The sequence below is a fragment of the Streptomyces sp. SID486 genome (genome assembly GCF_009865385.1).
Lineage (GTDB): Bacteria > Actinomycetota > Actinomycetes > Streptomycetales > Streptomycetaceae > Streptomyces.
The window spans coordinates 1-15,890 of the sequence record NZ_WWJT01000706.1; the positions used below are offsets into that span (position 1 = coordinate 1).

Consider the following 15,890-nt stretch of genomic DNA (forward strand, 5'->3'; position numbering starts at 1 on the left):
TGGTGCGCCGGGCGGCGGCGCGGGCAGCTCGACGTCGGCGGACGCGCCGGGCGCCAGCGCGGGCACCGGCAGCGTGCCGGACCCCACCGGCTCGCCCTCGACCTCGTACGACCACGAGAAGGCCAGCGCCGACAGGTCGGCGAAGTCGTGCTTGTTGGTGACGCGGACCGTGCCGTCCCGGCCGTCGCCCGTGATCCCGACCGGTTCGATCACCTTCTTGTACTCGGTCAGCCCGGGGGAGGGCCGGCGGTCCGGGAAGAGCAGGCCGTCGCAGACGAAGTTGCCGTCGTGCAGCTCCTCGCCGAAGTCCCCGCCGTAGGCGAAGCCCAGCCGGGGATGGGCGATGCCGTGGTCGATCCACTCCCAGACGAAGCCGCCCTGCAGCCGGTCGTGGGCGTCGAAGAGCCTCTGGTAGTCGGCGAGGCCGCCGGGGCCGTTGCCCATCGCGTGCGCGTACTCGCAGAGGATGAAGGGGAGTCGCCGGCGCCGGTGCGGGCCGCCGTCCAGACCGCGGCCGATCCGCTCGACCTCGGCGTGATCCGCGTACATGCGCGAGTAGACGTCCGTGTCACGGCAGTTCGGGTCGCCCTCGTAGTGCACCGGCCGTGCGGGGTCCCGGCCGTGCACCCACTCGGCCATCGCCGTCAGCCCCCGGCCGGTGCCGGCCTCGTTGCCCAGGGACCAGATCACGACCGACGGGTGGTTCTTGTCCCGCTCGACCATGCGGGCCGCGCGGTCGAGCAGGGCCGGTGTCCAGCGGTCGTCGTCCACGGGGTTGTCCCGCCAGCCCTGCTCGGTGAAGCCGTGCGTCTCCAGGTCGCACTCGTCGATCACCCACAGGCCCAGCTCGTCGCAGAGCGAGAGGAAGGCGGGGTGCGGCGGGTAGTGGGAGGTGCGGACGGCGTTGACGTTGTGCCGCTTCATCAGCAGCACGTCCTCCCGCATGGTCGCGAGGTCGAGGGCCCGGCCCCGCTCGGGGTGCCACTCGTGCCGGTTGACGCCCTTGAAGAGCACCGGGCGGCCGTTCACCGTGATCAGCCCGTCCGCCGTCGCGACCGTGCGGAAGCCGATGCGCAGCGGCACCCGTTCGCCTCCGGTGGCCAGCACGCCGTCGTACAGCCTCGGTGTCTCCGCCGACCACGGCTCGACCGGCAGCGTCACCGGCTCCCCGGTGGCGACGTCGACGCCGAGATCCGCGACGGTCACCCGGCCGGCCTCGTCGGAGTCGACACGCAGCGTGCCCTCACCGGTGGTGTGGTCGTAGGAGGCGTGCACGAAGAAGTCGCGGACGCAGTGCGCCGGCCGGTGCAGCAGGGTGACGCCCCGGAAGATGCCGGGCAGCCACCACTGGTCCTGGTCCTCCAGGTACGAGCCGGCCGACCACTGGTGCACCCGGACCGCCAGCACGTTGCCGGCCGGCCTGAGCAGATGTCCGACCGAAAACTCGTGCGGGAGCCGGGAGCCCTTGAACTCGCCGAGTTCCGTGCCGTTCAGCCACACCCGGGCACAGGACTCCACACCGTCGAACCGGAGCTCGGCGTCGCCGTCCGCGGGCCAGTGGGCGGGGAGGTCGAACACGCGCAGGTGGTCACCGGTCGGGTTCTCGGTCGGCACCCGGGGCGGGTCCACGGGGAACGGATAGAGGTGGTTGGTGTAGACGGGGGAGCCGTGGCCCTGGAGCACCCAGTGCCCGGGAACCGCGATCCGCGCCCAGTCCCCGGCGTCGTACCCCGGCGCCGCGAAGGAGTCGTCCTCGGCGTCGGCCGTGTCCGACAGCCGGAAGCGCCAGTCGCCATCGAGGCGGAGGGAGGGGGCGTCGGAGGAGGCGTACCAGGCCCGGGGCGGCAGCGCCCCGGTACCCGGGGAGACGTCCTCGATGTACGCGGTGGTGGTGCGAAGCGACATGGGTCTCCTAGCTCGGCGTACGCGAAGGGGAGGAGTCGGGCGAGGCGGTGGTGGCGGCCCGCGGCGGTGGTGGCCGCTCGGGCCGGCGGGAGCGGGCTTCCGGTGCGCGGCCCGGACGCGCCGCATCCTCTCCGGAGTCATGAAGGCGGTGCGGTGCGGCTCCTCGCGGTGGCCATGCGTCTGGCTGTCCGCTGCCCGGCCGACCCCAGGGCACCCTCCAGCGCGAACGTGGCCGCGCCGAGCGACACCGGGTCGGTGGGGATCGGGGAGAGGACGATCTCGGTGGCGGCCAGCGGCCGGCGCAGCGCGTGCCGCGCCACCGCCTGCCGGACCTCCCGGAGCAGCGGCTCGCCCAGCCGGGCGGCCACCCAGCTGCTCAGCACGACCACCTCGGGGTTGAGCAGGTTGATCAGGTCGGAGATGCCCGCGCCGAGGTAACGGGCGGTCTCGTGCACGACCTTGAGGGCGACCGGGTCGTCCTCGGCGGCCGCGCGGGCCAGCGCGTCGATGGTGGCGGTCTGGTCCGCGGAGTGCAGCAGGGCGGAATCCGGGCTGAGTTCGCGCAGGTTCTGCATGATGCCGGGCGCCCCGACGTACGTCTCCACGCAGCCTTGGCCGCCGCAGTGGCACCGCCGGCCGTCCAGCACGAGCGTGGTGTGCCCCCACTCACCGGCGCTGTTGCTCACGCCCCGGTGCAGCCCGCCGCCGAGCGCCAGTCCGGCGCCGACCCCGGTGCCGAGGTTGACGACCACGGCGTCCCCGCGTCCCCGTGCCGCCCCGAACCACAGCTCCGCCACCATGCAGGCGCGCAACGGGTTGTCCAGGTACAGGGGGTGGCCGATGTGCTCGGCGAGCAGGTCGCGCAGCGGTACGTCGTGCCAGCCCCAGTTGGGCGCGTACTCGGCGACACCGGCGTCCCGGTCCACCTGCCCCGGCACGCTCACCCCCACGCCGAGCACCCGCGCCGGTTCGACGCCGGACCGGGCGACCACCGAGGCGACGCCCGCGGCGATCCGGGCGGCGACCTGCTCGGGCCGGCTCTCCCCGGGCCGCATGTCCTCGTCGGCCCGGGCCAGCACGTTCAGCGCCAGGTCGAACAGCTCGACGTGGAGGTACGTCTCCGCGACGTCCACTCCGACCAGCGCGCCTCCCGGCGCGTCCACGGCGACCAGTCCCCGGGGGCGGCCTCCGGCCGAGTCCTCGAACCCCACCTCGGTGATCAGTCCCAGGTCCAGCAGCTCACCGACGAGCGTGGCCACCGTGGCGAGACTCAGCCCGGTGGCCACCGCCAGCTCCTGGCGGGACGTGGGAGACTCGGCGATGATCTGGCGCAGCACCTCGTAGCGGTTCGCGGTACGGATGTCCCGTGATGTGCGTTTCACGCGGCTGCCACTCCCCACCCGTGCGGACCAGGCCGGGGCGGCGTCGGCACCGGCGCGGAAGGCCAGGCTATGGGCCGGGAGGGCTTTCGACAAGGGTTAGGAAAGGGGCCGGACGAAGTCCGGCGGCGTCCACGTCCACGTCCCCCTCACGCGTCTCCCTCGCCCCCCGCGTCCAGGAGGTCCCGTACGAAGGCGTTGGTGAACGTACCCCCGGGGTCCAGGGAGCGGACCAGCGCACGGAAGCGCGCGAGCCGCGGATACCGCCCGCGCAGGACCGCCGGCGGGATGCCGTAGACCTTCCCCCAGTGCGGGCGCGGGCCGAACGGCGTGAGCACCTCCTCCAGCCGCCGCACCACCGGCAGCACCGCCGCCTCGTCGCGCACCCAGGTGAAGTGCAGGGCGACCGAGTCCCGCCCGTACGCCGGTCCGAGCCACTGGTCGTCGGCGGCGACCGTACGCACCTCGCAGGTCCGCAGCACGCCGGCGACCACCTCCCGGACACCGGCGACCGCGGCCAGCGCGTCGACCGCCGCCGCCCGCGGCAGCAGGTACTCCGACTGGATCTCCGCACCGCTGCTCGGCGTGAACCGCGCCCGGAAGTGCGGCAGACGCTCGTGCCACGGTCCGGGCACACCCAGCTGCGCGGTGCAGTTCTCCGCGGGCATGCCCGGCACCGGGTGCAGCGGCCGGACCGCGGGCGCCGCCCACGGGAAGTCCACCGGCGGCCGGTCCGTGCGCCGCTTCACCCACACCTGCCCGAAGACCGGCTCCCGCCAGTCGGTGAACAGGCTCACGCTGTACCCGGCGCCCGCCACGGCGTCGAAGTCCAGCCCGCGCAACGGCAGCGCGGTGTACACCCGCTGCTCCACCTCGTACGCCGGCTCCAGGCCGAGCGTGAGCGCGGTGACCGCGCCCAGCGCGCCGAGCGAGGTCACGGCCCCGGCGAACCGCGCCTCGTCCCGTCCGATCGTCACCGCCGCACCGTCCGCGGTGATCAGCTCCACCTCCCGGACCGCCGACGCCAGCGGACCGTTGCCGACCCCGGAACCGTGCGTGCCGGTCGCCACCGAGCCGGCCACCGAAATGTGCGGCAGGGACGCCATGTTGGCCAGGGCGAGGCCGTGCGCGTGGACGGCGGCGGCCAGCTCGGTGTACCGGACGCCGCCGGCCACCCGGACCGTGCGCGCGGCCGTGTCGACGTCGATCTCGCGCGGCAGATCCGCGGTGGACAGCAGGACGCCGTCCGGCCCCGGATCGGCGATCCGGCTGAAGGAGTGCCCGCTGCCCAGCAGCCGTACCCGCGTACTGCCCGCCACCAGTGCCGCCAGCTCCCGCGGCGAGCGGGGGCGGCGCACCTCCCGCGCCGTGTAGGTGACGGTCCGTGCCCAGTTGGTCAGCGGGCCCGCGCCGTCCCTGGACTCCTCGCCCGCGGCATCGGTCATCCGTGCGGCCCTCCCGGAGAGTTGCGTGTGCGTTGACCCTCTCATCCGGCGCGATCTACGGTGGAGAGCGCTTGCTGCTCGCGCGTCACCGAACCGGAGGGTCACTTCCTTGGCCGAGCGTCCCCGCGCGCTGTTCGCCATGACACCGCAGAACGTGCCGCTCGTCTTCCCGCCGGAGCTGCTGGCCCGGCTGCGCGCGTGCACGGACGTCGACCCCGCCCTGGTCGCGCAGGACTTCACCGTGCCCCGGGTGCGGGAGACCCTCGCCCGCACCGAGATCCTCATCACCGGCTGGGGCTGCCCCCGCCTGGACCCGGCGGCGCTGGACGCGGCCCCGCGCCTGCGCGCCGTCCTGCACGCGGCCGGCTCGGTCAAGGGCTTCGCCGGCCCCGAGGTGTGGCGGCGGGGCATCGCCGTCTCCTCGGCCGCCGCGGCGAACGCCCTGCCCGTCGCCGAGTACGCGCTGGCCATGATCCTGCTGGCCGGCAAGGACGTCTTCGCCCTGCGCGACCGGATGCGCGAACGGCGCGCCGTCCCCTACGACGGCCTCCTCCCCGGTGTCGGCAACCACGGCCGCCGCGTCGGCGTCGTCGGCGCCTCCCGCACCGGCCGCCGCCTGATCGAACTGCTCCGCCCCCACGACCTCGCGGTCGCGCTCGCCGACCCCTACGTGGACGCGCCGGAGGCGGCCCGCCTCGGCGTACCGCTGCTGCCGCTGGACGACCTGCTGCGCACCTGCGACGTCGTCAGCCTGCACGCACCGCAGACCGCCGAGACCCACCGGCTCCTCGGCGCCCGCGAACTCGCCCTGATGCCCACCGGGTCCGTACTGGTCAACACCGCGCGCGGCGCCCTGGTCGACCCCGAGGCGCTGGTCGCGGAACTGCGCACCGGGCGGCTGAGCGCCGTGCTGGACGTGACCGACCCCGAGCCGCTGCCCGCCGACTCCCCGCTGTACGGCCTGCCGAACGCCTTCGTCACCCCGCACCTGGCCGGCTCCCTCGGCAACGAGGTGGCCCGCCTCGGCCGCGTGGTGGTGGAGGAGGCCGAACGCCTGGCGTCGGGCGGCGCCCTGCTGCACACCGTCGACCCCGGGACACTGGAGCGGACGGCCTGAAAGCGGTGGCCCGGGGTGTTCCGGGCGCCCTCGCGCGGTGTGCGGGGACCCGGGACGGTTCGGCCGGGGACGGGGGCATACGGTGGGAGACGTACGCCTGAGCCGGGAGGAGACAGACGGATGGGCAGTCGCACCGCGCTGGTCGAGGATCTGATGGAGCGGTTTCCGCATGTGCCGCGGGAGGCCGTCTTCAAAGAGGACCTGCTCCGGGGCGGCGTCGCCTTCGACCCCTCCGCCCTCAGCGACAACGAGAGCGGCGAGGTCAAGCCGAAGTCGTACTTCATCTTCTCCTTCGACCACGGCACCCTGCCCGAACTGGGCGAGGCCGCGCTGCGCCGGCCCCCGGAGGAGATCATCCTGACCGGCGGACCGTACGACCTGAGGCGCACGGTCGTCTCCGTACGGGTGAACCCCGCCTCGCCCTACCGGGTCGCCGCCGACGGGGACGGCCTGCTCGGGCTGTACCTCGACGGCAAGCGCATCGCCGACGTCGGCGTGCCTCCGATGCCCGAGTACTACCGGCACACCCTCTCCAACGGGAAGTCCGTGATGGAGGTCGCGCCGACCATCCAGTGGGGCTACCTGATCTATCTGACGGTCTTCCGGGTCTGCCAGTACTTCGGCGCCAAGGAGGAGTGCCAGTACTGCGACATCAACCACAACTGGCGCCAGCACAAGGCGGCCGGTCGGCCCTACACCGGGGTGAAGGACGTCGAGGAGGTCCTCGAAGCCCTGGAGATCATCGACCGGTACGACACCCAGAAGACGTCCACCGCCTACACCCTCACCGGCGGCGCCATCACCAAGACGGTGGCGGGACGGGACGAGGCCGACTTCTACGGGCACTACGCCAAGGCCATCGAGGAGCGCTTCCCGGGCCGCTGGATCGGCAAGGTCGTGGCCCAGGCCCTGCCCAAGCCGGACGTGCAGCGGTTCAAGGACTACGGCGTCCAGATCTACCACCCCAACTTCGAGGTGTGGGACCGCCGCCTGTTCGAGCTGTACTGCCCCGGCAAGGAGCGCTACGTCGGCCGGGACGAGTGGCACCGCCGGATCCTGGACTCCGCCGAGGTGTTCGGCGCGCGCAACGTGATCCCGAACTTCGTGGCGGGCGTGGAGATGGCCGAGCCGTTCGGCTTCACCACCGTCGACGAGGCGATCGCCTCCACCACCGAGGGCCTGCGCTTCTTCATGTCGCACGGCATCACGCCCCGGTTCACCACGTGGTGCCCGGAGCCCACCACCCCGCTGGGCAAGGCCAACCCGCAGGGCGCGCCGCTGGAGTACCACATCCGGCTGCTCCAGGCGTACCGGCAGACGATGGAGGACTTCGGTCTGTCCTCCCCGCCCGGCTACGGCCCGCCCGGCCCCGGCCGCGCGGTGTTCTCCGTCAGCTCCTTCATGGACAGCCTCCCCGCGGACGCGTCGGTGCAGGAGCCGGACGGGCCGGCGGAGGTGCCGGCGGGAGCGTGAGGCGCGCCCCCGCCGCCACCCTCGGTAACCGGATGTGAACAGGCCGCTTGTCAGTTGTGTCGGCGACGTGAAAGGCTCTGTGCCCTGCCGCGAGGTTCCTTGTAACTCCCCTTGTCCCTTTGGGGAGTTGACCTCGCTCGTGGATGCAGGAGTCCCATGCCCGACCTGCCGACCGCCCAGGACGACACCGAGGCCGAGCTGTTCTCGGAGTGCTGGGACACGGTGCTCTCGTACGCGGACCTGTGCACCTCCGGCTCGCTGACCGCCCACCAGCTCGCCACGGAGGCGTTCACGCTCGGCATGCGGGAGATCCGGGCCGCCGTGAGCACGCGCGGGGGGAGCGCCCGCGCCGCCCGGCTGCCGGCGATCCCGGCCCTGCTCACCGCCGTACGCGACACCGCCGCCCGCTGGGAGGCCGCCGGCCAGGGACACAGGCTCGACCCCGACCTGAGACTGTGGCTCGGCTCCGGCGGCGCAGCCCGGTTCGCGGGACCGCCGCAGCGGCGCCCGCTCGCACTGCGCGGCCTGCGGGACATGCGGGACGCGGACGCGGCGCTGCTGTGGCTGGCCGAGGTGGAGGCGCTCCCGTTGCCCACCGTGGCCCGCCGGCTCGGCCGGGACCAGGACACCGTCGCCGGGGAACTCGACCGGGCCCGCACCCTGTTCCGCGACCGCTGCCACCGCGCCCACCTCGACTCCCCGCTGGACGCGCAGTGCCGCGGCTACGCCCGTCTGCTGGACGCGGTGACCCGTTCGCCCGCCGCCGAGGCACCCGGCGACCTCTCCCGGCACCTGGCCACCTGCGTGCGCTGCGCCGAGGCCGCGGCCTGCCTGCGCCTGTACGGCGGCGCACTGCCGGCCGCACTGGCCGACGGCGTCATCGGCTGGGGCGGCCTCGCCTACCTGGAGCGCCGCCGCCGCGCCACCGAGGCCCGCCTCGGCGCGGGCCGCCCCGATCCCGGCACCGCCGATCCCGAGGAGGGCAACGGCCGCAACCGGGCGCTGCGCGGCGGGCTCGCCGCCGTCGCGGTGCTGCTGTCGGCGCTGGCACTCGGCGTGTCGATGATGCCCTTCGACCGCTCCGACGACGACCTGGCCGCCACCCAGGCCGACCGGCGGCCGGTCACCGGCCCCGACCTCTCCCGCCCCGCGGCCCGCGCCACCGCCACCGGCTCACCCGCGGCCCGTGCCACCGGTTCACCGCCGGCTCCGCCCGTCACGAGCCGCCCGCCGCGGACGCACCGCCGGGCGAAGCCCGCCCCCGCGCCCCAGGGCACCTCCTCCGCCACCCACCGCGCCACGCCGGCCGGCACCCCCGTCACCGCACCGCCGGCCGGCTGCCGGGTCGCCTTCGACGTCACCGCCCAGTGGCCCGACGGCTTCCAGGCCGCCGTCACCGTCACCACCGACCGGGCCCTGACCGACTGGCAGGTGGCCTGGACCTTCCGCGACGGCCAGCAGGCCGGCCGGACGTGGGACGCCAGGGTCCGGCAGAGCGGCTCCCGTGTCACCGCCGTCGCCGCCGATTACAACCGGGTGGTCCCCGCGCACGGCACCCTCTCCTTCGGATTCCTCGGCACCTGGCGGAACCGGAACCACCCGCCGACCGGCTTCACCCTCAACGGGGCACCCTGCGCCCTCGGTTGAGACCGGAGGGTAGAGGCCCCGGCGGACGGCGCCGCCGTAGCGGGCACGCGGAAAATACTTTGACGCACCGTCCGGCCCACCCGCTACAGTGGGCGGGCACGCCGAGGTGGTGTGCGCACGCGCGAGCGAGAACGAGGAGGTGTCGACCGATGGCTGTCACTGTGCCGGGCGCTGCCCGCATCCAGGAACTTCCCGAGTCCACCTCCGTGGCCACCGGCTGAACCCACCGCGCACCGTACGCGCCTGCCCGGGGCCACCCCTGTGAAGGGTCTCCCTTGACTTCCACCTCTGCTGTGTTCTCCGCGCTCGCTCCCTACGGCTGGGACGAGGACTGGGCCGACGCGTTCGCTCCCCACACCGCCGACGGGCTGCTGCCCGGCCGGGTGATCCGGGTCGACCGCGGCCAGTGCGACATCGTCACCGTCGGCGGGACCGTCCGCGCGGACACCGAGTTCGTCGTGCCCCGCGACCCGATGAAGGTCGTGTGCACGGGGGACTGGGTCGCCGTCGACCCCGGCGGCGACCCGCGTTACGTCCGCGCGTGTCTGCCGCGCCGCACCGCCTTCGTCCGCTCCACCTCCTCCAAGCGCTCCGAGGGGCAGATCCTCGCCGCCAACGTCGACCACGCCGTGATCGCCGTGTCCCTCGCCGTGGAACTCGACCTCGGCCGGGTCGAACGCTTCCTGGCGCTCGCCTGGGAGTCCGGCGCCCAGCCCGTCGTCGTCCTCACCAAGGCCGACCTCGTGCCCGACCCGGTCACCCTCGCCCACCTCGTGCAGGACGTCGAGACCAGCGCGCCCGGCGTGCCCGTCCTCACCGTCAGCGCCCTGCACGGCGAGGGACTCGACGTGCTCGTGGCGCTCGTCGGCTCCGGTACGAGCGTGCTGCTCGGCCAGTCCGGCGCCGGCAAGTCCACCCTCGCCAACGCCCTGGTCGGTACGGACGTCATGGACGTACAGGCCGCCCGGGACGTCGACGGAAAGGGCCGGCACACCACGACCACCCGCAACCTGCTCGCCCTGCCCTCCGGCGGGGTGCTCATCGACACCCCCGGGCTCCGGGGCGTCGGCCTGTACGACGCCGGGAGCGGGGTCGGGCAGGTGTTCTCCGAGATCGAGCAGCTGGCCGAGCGGTGCCGGTTCCACGACTGCGCCCACGAGACGGAGCCGGGCTGCGCGGTGCGATCCGCCGTCGACGGCGGCGAGCTGCCCGTCCGGCGGCTGGAGAGCTACCGCAAGCTCGTGCGGGAGAACCAGTGGATCGTGGCCAAGACCGACGCCCGGCTCCGCTCCGAGATTAAGAAGGACTGGAAGCGGAAGGGGGCGGAGGGCAGGGCGGCGATGCAGGCGAAGCGGGGGCGCCGGTGACGGCTCCCCACCCGGCCGGACGCGGACACCGGTGAGCGGTGTCCCGGTGTGCCGTCCGGCCGCCGCCGGGCGGCACCCATCAGTTCCACGTCCGATTTCCGCTGGCCCGCCCGTGCCCCGGCGTCCCACACTGGACCCGTGAGGGACGAGGACAGCAGGTACGAGGCGGTACGCAGCCGGGACGGACGGTTCGACGGCGTGTTCTTCTTCGCCGTCGAGACCACGGGCATCTACTGCCGCCCGAGCTGCCCGGCCGTGACACCGAAACGGCACAACGTGCGGTTCTTCGCGACGGCCGCCGCCGCGCAGGGCTCCGGTTTCCGGGCCTGCCGGCGGTGCCGTCCGGACGCGGTGCCGGGCTCGGCGGAGTGGAACGTCCGGGCGGACGTCGTCGGCCGGGCCATGCGCCTGATCGCCGACGGCGTCGTGGACCGCGAAGGCGTCGCCGGACTCGCCGCCCGGCTCGGCTACAGCTCCCGGCAGGTGCAGCGCCAGCTCACCGCCGAACTCGGCGCCGGCCCCGTCGCACTCGCCCGCGCCCAGCGCGCGCACACCGCGCGCGTGCTGCTCCAGACCACCGAGCTGCCGGTCACCGAGATCGCCTTCGCGTCCGGATTCGCCAGCGTCAGGCAGTTCAACGACACCGTCCGGGAGGTGTACGCGGCGACCCCGACCGAGGTACGGTCCGCCGCCCCCCGCGACCGGGCCGCCCGCCGGGCGGCGCCCGGCACGGGCATCCCCCTGCGGCTCGCCCACCGCGGCCCCTACCAGGCCGGTGCCGTCTTCGACCAGCTCGCCCGGGAAGCCGTACCGGGCGTCGAGGAGGTGACCGGTGCCCCCGGCACCCGCACCTACCGGCGCACCCTGCGGCTGCCGTACGGCACCGCGCTCGCCTCCGTCCAGGAACGCGCCCGCACCCCGCGGACCGGCACCGGCACCCACCCGGGCGGCTGGCTCGACGCCCGGCTGCACCTGACCGACCCCAGGGACCTCACCACCGCCGTGCAGCGGCTGCGCCGGCTGTTCGACCTCGACGCCGACCCGTACGCCGTCGACGAGCGGCTCGCCGCCGACCCCCGGCTCGCCCCGCTGGTCGCCGCCCGGCCCGGACTGCGCTCGCCCGGCGCCGTGGACCCGCTGGAGCCCGCCGTGCACGCCCTGGCGGGACGGGCCGGGGCCGAACGGCTGGTGCGCATGTACGGCAAGGTGCTCGACGCGCCCCACGGCGGCCTGACCCATCTCTTCCCCGAACCCGCGGTGCTCGCCGAGGCCGAGCCCGAGGGCCCGCTGGGCGCGCTGGCCGCCGCCCTCGCCGACGGCACGCTGCGGCTGGATCCCGGCGCCGACCGGCACGACGCCGAACAGGCCCTGCTCGCCCTGCCGGGCATGGACCCCGCCACCGTCGCCACCCTCCGCGTCCGCGCCCTCGGCGATCCGGACGTCGCCCCGCCCGGTGTCGACGTCCCCGACGGCTGGCGGCCCTGGCGGTCGTACGGCGTCCGGCATCTGCTCGTGGCGGGGGAGGCCGTCCGATGACCACGGTCCGCTTCACCCATCTGGACACCCCCGTCGGGCGGCTGCTGCTCACCGCGGACGCGGACGGCGCGCTCACCTCGCTGTCCGTGCCCGGGCAGAAGGGCGGCCGGACGGTCCTGGACGGCTGGCGGCACGACCCCGGGCCGTTCCGGGCCGCCGCCGACCAGCTCGCCGCCTACTTCGCCGCCGAACTGAAGGAGTTCGCACTGCCGATGCGCGCGAGTGGCACCGAGTTCCGGCAGCGGGTGTGGGCCGCGCTGGACGAGGTCCCCTACGGCGCCACCGCCACGTACGGGGAGGTGGCCGCCCGGATCGGCGCACCCCGCGCGGCCGTTCGCGCCGTCGGCGGGGCGATCGGCGCCAACCCCCTGCTCATCGTGCGGCCTTGCCACCGGGTGATCGGCGCGAACGGGATGATGACCGGATACGCGGGAGGACTTGAGCGCAAGACCTGGCTGCTCACCCTGGAGGGCGTCCTCCCCTGAGACGCGGCGGACACGGCGGACGCGGCGGTCATGGCGGACGCAGCCAACATGGCGGATGTAGCGGATATGGCGGACGCGGCCCGCCGCCCGCCGCGGTCCAGGGCGTGCCGCCCGCGGGCCGGGAGGGCCACCCGCCGCCGGGCCGGGGCGCCGGCGGCCGGGGCGTTGCGCCGAGCGGGTGGACCGCCGTCGCCGTTGCCGGGGTGCGGGCCGGCCGTGTGGCACGGTCGCCTCCGACGGCCACGCGGAAGGGCGGCAACACATGGCCAAGGTCGTACGGGGGCTCACGGTCCTCCTTCCGGCGCTGCTGCCGGGCCTGACGGTGCCGGCCGTCGCCGAGCCGGCTCCGCTGACCTGGACCGGCAGCTGGGAGACCGCGCCCACCGGCACCGCCGCCGCGCTGCCCGGCGCGGCCGTCCGCAACGTCGTCCACGTCAGCGTCGGCGGCAGCTCCGTCCGTGTCCGGCTGAGCAACCGGCTCGGCACCAGGCCCCTGCGCCTCGGCGCGGTCACCGTCGCCCTGCGCCGCAAGGGCCCCGACGCCGTACCCGGCACCCTGCGCACCGCCACCTTCCACGGCGGCGCCGAGGTGACCGTCCCGCCCGGCGCCGACGTGGTCACCGATCCGGTGCCGCTGCCGGTAGCGCCGGCCGCCGACCTGCTCGTCACCGTCTACACCCCCGACGACTCCGGGCCCGCCACCTACCACCGGGACGCCCAGCAGACCAACTACGTGGCCCGGGCCGGCGCCGGCCGGGCGGACGACGAGGACGGCGGCGCCTACACGGGCACCACCGGCCGCTGGTACTACGTCGCCGGCGTCGACGTCCGCGGGACCGCCGCCGGCAGCGTCGTGGCGTTCGGGGACTCCCTCACCGACGGCAACGGCTCCACCCCCGACACCAACCACCGCTGGCCCGACCGGCTCGCCCAGCGGTTCCTCGTGTACCGGATCGGCGTCCTCAACGCCGGCGTCTCCGGCAACCGCCTGCTGCACGACGGCACCGGCCCGAGCGCCCTCGCCCGCCTGGACGCCGACGCCCTGGACCGGGCGGGGGTACGGGCCCTGGTCGTCTTCGAGGGCATCAACGACATCAAGGGCACCCCGGAGGCCAGCGACCCCGACGCCTATGCGGAGGCGTACCGCACGCTGGTGGCCCGCGCCCACGCCCGCGGCATCCGGGTCGTCGGCGTCACCCTCACCCCGTACGGCGGCTACTCCGCGTGGAGCGCCGCCCGCGAGGCGGTACGGCTGCGGGTGAACGCCTTCATCCGCACCGGCGGCGCCTTCGACGCCGTCGCCGACGCGGACGCGGCCGTCCGGGACCCGGCCGACCCGGTGCGCATCCTGCCCGCCTACGACCCCGGCGACCATCTGCACTTCAACGACGCCGGGATGGCCGCCGTGGCGGACACCGTCAGCCGCGCCCTGACCGGGAGCCCGGCCGGCCCCGCCCTGCCGGGCCGCCCCGATGCCGCGCCGCCGATCTTCCCCACGGCGCTCACGCCACCGGTCACCCCCTCACCGCTCACCGGCCCCTCCGCCCCCGCACCGCTCACCGGCCCCTCCGCCCCCGCCCGGACACACCGGCCCACGCCGCCGGACTGAACCGCCCGACCGAGCGGACGTGAGCGTCGGCCCGTGGTCCGGGGGTCGGTGGGGGTGTGGTGGGTGGCGGCGGTGGGGTGTGGCCGGTGGCGGTGGTGGCGGGCCTGGGCGCCGGTTCGCGGCGTTCTGCCCGGGCCACCGGGCGTGGCTGTGACGCGGTGCGTGTGCGCCGGGCCGCGTCCGGGCGCCGGTGGGAGGCGAGGTCTGTGGGCGTGTGGGTCGGTCAGCGGCGTTCCTCGCGGGTCACCCAGCCCCGCTCCCAGGCGTGCCAGCCAAGCTGCATCCGGGTCGTCACCCCGGCCAGCTCCATCAGCCGCCGCACCCGCCGCTGCACGGTCCGCAGACCGACGTCGAGCTGTTTGGCCACGCTCGCGTCGGTCAGCCCCGCCAACAGCAGGGACAGCACCTCCAGATCGGTGGCGTCCGGGCCGTCCGGTTCCTCCTCGGTCACCCCCGAGGCCCCCACCCGCAGCGGCAGCGCCTCCCGCCACACCGCCTCGAACAGCCCGGCGAGCAACTCCAGCAGCCCGCTGGAGTGCACCACCAGCGCGGCCGGTTCCGTCGTCCTCGACGTCAGCGGCACCATCGCCAGCGAGCGGTCGGCCACCACCAGCTTCGTCGGCACCCGGTCCACCACCCGGACCTGCTCGTCCCGGCCGAGGGCGGCCGTCAGTTCGGTCAGCCCGTGCGGCAGGTCCAGCACCGCGCGCTCCACGACCACGCGGTAGCGCACCCCGCGCACCGCCGCCTGCTCCTCCGCCTCGTTCTCCATGCCGGACACGACCACCGGGTTGCCGGTCACCAGCGCGCAGACCTCCTCGGCCGCCCCCAGCTGGAGCTGGAGGAAGCGCTGGGCGACCGCGGAGGCACCGGTCACCACCTCCACCAGGTCGTGCACCGCCGGTTCGGCCGCCACCGCCCGGTACTCCTCCGCGAGCAGCGCCGCCGCCAGCTCCGCCTTCTCCAGCTCGTGCCGTTGCTGGGTGAGCAGCGCGCCCAGCGCGACCCCGGGCGGCGCCGCCACCCAGCGGCCCGGCCGGGCCGAGGACTGGGCCGCCAGCCCGTGCCGCTCCAGCCGGCGCAGGGCCCGCTCGGTGTCCTGCTCGGGCAGCGTCAGTCGCCGTGCCAGATCGGCCACGTCGGCCGCGCCCACGGACACCAGCGCCCGGTACGCGGCCTCGTGCGTCTCGTCCAGCCCTATCGCTGCCAGCATCGCCGTGCGTCCCTCCTCGCGAACAAGCAAACGGATGCGGTGCGACGTGGCGGGAAACGGCCACGGCGCAAACCCGCCGCCCGACATCATCGCCGTACCGGCGGCGGGTCTGCCAAGGTGGGCAGCACCGCGGGACGCACGGCCGTTTACACGATTCACAGCCGCGTCCCGGGAAGCACGGCCGTGATCCGGCCGTCCGACCGGTGCCGCCGAGGCGTGGCCCGGTCGCCGAATGCCGTGGCCCGGGCCCGGGCGTGCGCGAGCGCACGAAGGGGATCCGGGGCCGGGCCACTTCTGACGTCGCCGGGCGGTCCTCCCGTGGGGGGTGGGGCCGCCCGGCGGCCGGCCACCTTTCCTCGTACGGCTGTTCCACCACTCACTCGACACGCCCTGTCCGACGCGGTCGATGTGCCGGATTTTCCCGATGCCCCGTTTTCCAGCGGCCCTGCCGGTGGACAATCAGGGCATGAGCCAGCAGGGGGGAAGACCCGCCCGTCACGAGGACGACTGGTGGGGGCAGTTGTACGACGACTCCACCGAGGACACGGGCCCCACGGCGGCGCCCGATTCCCTGGACGACCGGTTCGCCTCGGCGCGGAAAGCGGTGGCGGGCCGGACGGCGGCGACCCGCGAGCCGCCGGAGCCGGGTCCGGTGCTGGGTCCGGTGCCGGGACGGCCGCCGGCCGCACCTGACCCGTCTCCCGCCCGGCCGGG

General features: G+C 74.9%; 11 protein-coding genes and 1 pseudogene. 8 read left to right on the top strand and 4 right to left on the bottom strand.

Annotated features, from left to right (window positions below; genetic code table 11):
- From GT045_RS33070 to GT045_RS33080, 3 genes are all read right to left on the bottom strand, one after another.
- Positions 1-1,905 (bottom strand): glycoside hydrolase family 2 TIM barrel-domain containing protein (locus tag GT045_RS33070; RefSeq protein WP_161336452.1); only part of this gene is annotated, 1,905 nt, incomplete at its 3' end.
- Between the two features lie 137 nt (positions 1,906-2,042).
- A complete protein-coding gene (locus GT045_RS33075) occupies positions 2,043-3,287 on the bottom strand; it encodes an ROK family transcriptional regulator (protein WP_161336453.1) in 1,245 nt (414 codons plus the stop codon).
- 146 nt (positions 3,288-3,433) lie between these two features.
- Positions 3,434-4,729, bottom strand: coding sequence for an FAD-binding protein (locus tag GT045_RS33080; RefSeq protein ID WP_161336454.1), 1,296 nt, complete (start codon positions 4,727-4,729; stop codon positions 3,434-3,436).
- A gap of 109 nt (positions 4,730-4,838) precedes the next feature.
- On the opposite strand from GT045_RS33080, the gene GT045_RS33085 reads away from it, so the two are divergent.
- The 7 genes from GT045_RS33085 (at position 4,839) to GT045_RS33115 (ending at position 13,963) form a co-directional block, all read left to right on the top strand.
- Positions 4,839-5,846, top strand: a complete 1,008-nt coding sequence (locus tag GT045_RS33085) for a hydroxyacid dehydrogenase (RefSeq protein WP_161336455.1) — start codon at positions 4,839-4,841, stop codon at positions 5,844-5,846.
- 120 nt (positions 5,847-5,966) lie between these two features.
- Positions 5,967-7,319, top strand: coding sequence for a radical SAM protein (locus GT045_RS33090; protein ID WP_161336456.1), 1,353 nt, complete (start codon positions 5,967-5,969; stop codon positions 7,317-7,319).
- Between the two features lie 156 nt (positions 7,320-7,475).
- The gene (locus tag GT045_RS33095) at positions 7,476-8,966 is read left to right on the top strand and encodes a cellulose-binding domain-containing protein (RefSeq protein WP_161336457.1); all 1,491 of its coding nucleotides are present in this window, start codon (positions 7,476-7,478) and stop codon (positions 8,964-8,966) included.
- A 275-nt stretch (positions 8,967-9,241) separates the two neighbouring features.
- Entirely contained in the window at positions 9,242-10,333 is a 1,092-nt protein-coding gene (rsgA, locus tag GT045_RS33100) for a ribosome small subunit-dependent GTPase A (RefSeq protein ID WP_161293885.1), read from the top strand.
- 138 nt (positions 10,334-10,471) lie between these two features.
- The gene (locus GT045_RS33105) at positions 10,472-11,869 is read left to right on the top strand and encodes a DNA-3-methyladenine glycosylase 2 family protein (protein WP_161336458.1); all 1,398 of its coding nucleotides are present in this window, start codon (positions 10,472-10,474) and stop codon (positions 11,867-11,869) included.
- Positions 11,866-12,354, top strand: a complete 489-nt coding sequence (locus GT045_RS33110) for a methylated-DNA--[protein]-cysteine S-methyltransferase (RefSeq protein WP_161336459.1) — start codon at positions 11,866-11,868, stop codon at positions 12,352-12,354. The genes GT045_RS33105 and GT045_RS33110 overlap by 4 nt, the downstream gene beginning before the upstream one ends.
- Positions 12,355-12,616: 262 nt before the next feature.
- Positions 12,617-13,963, top strand: a complete 1,347-nt coding sequence (locus tag GT045_RS33115; RefSeq protein ID WP_161336460.1) for an SGNH/GDSL hydrolase family protein — start codon at positions 12,617-12,619, stop codon at positions 13,961-13,963.
- Between the two features lie 223 nt (positions 13,964-14,186).
- On the opposite strand, the gene GT045_RS33120 is transcribed toward GT045_RS33115, so the two are convergent.
- The gene (locus GT045_RS33120) at positions 14,187-15,176 is read right to left on the bottom strand and encodes a helix-turn-helix transcriptional regulator (RefSeq protein ID WP_161336461.1); all 990 of its coding nucleotides are present in this window, start codon (positions 15,174-15,176) and stop codon (positions 14,187-14,189) included.
- A gap of 466 nt (positions 15,177-15,642) precedes the next feature.
- On the opposite strand from GT045_RS33120, the pseudogene GT045_RS40185 reads away from it, so the two are divergent.
- A pseudogene (locus tag GT045_RS40185) lies at positions 15,643-15,890 on the top strand (hypothetical protein); the annotation flags it as partial.

Coding starts and splice junctions, on each gene's coding strand:
- GT045_RS33080 (WP_161336454.1), bottom strand. CDS start 4,729: ATGACCGATGCCGCGGGCGAGGAGTCCAGGGACGGCGCGGGCCCGCTG.
- GT045_RS33090 (WP_161336456.1), top strand. CDS start 5,967: ATGGGCAGTCGCACCGCGCTGGTCGAGGATCTGATGGAGCGGTTTCCG.
- GT045_RS33095 (WP_161336457.1), top strand. CDS start 7,476: ATGCCCGACCTGCCGACCGCCCAGGACGACACCGAGGCCGAGCTGTTC.
- GT045_RS33110 (WP_161336459.1), top strand. CDS start 11,866: ATGACCACGGTCCGCTTCACCCATCTGGACACCCCCGTCGGGCGGCTG.
- GT045_RS33115 (WP_161336460.1), top strand. CDS start 12,617: ATGGCCAAGGTCGTACGGGGGCTCACGGTCCTCCTTCCGGCGCTGCTG.
- GT045_RS33120 (WP_161336461.1), bottom strand. CDS start 15,176: ATGCTGGCAGCGATAGGGCTGGACGAGACGCACGAGGCCGCGTACCGG.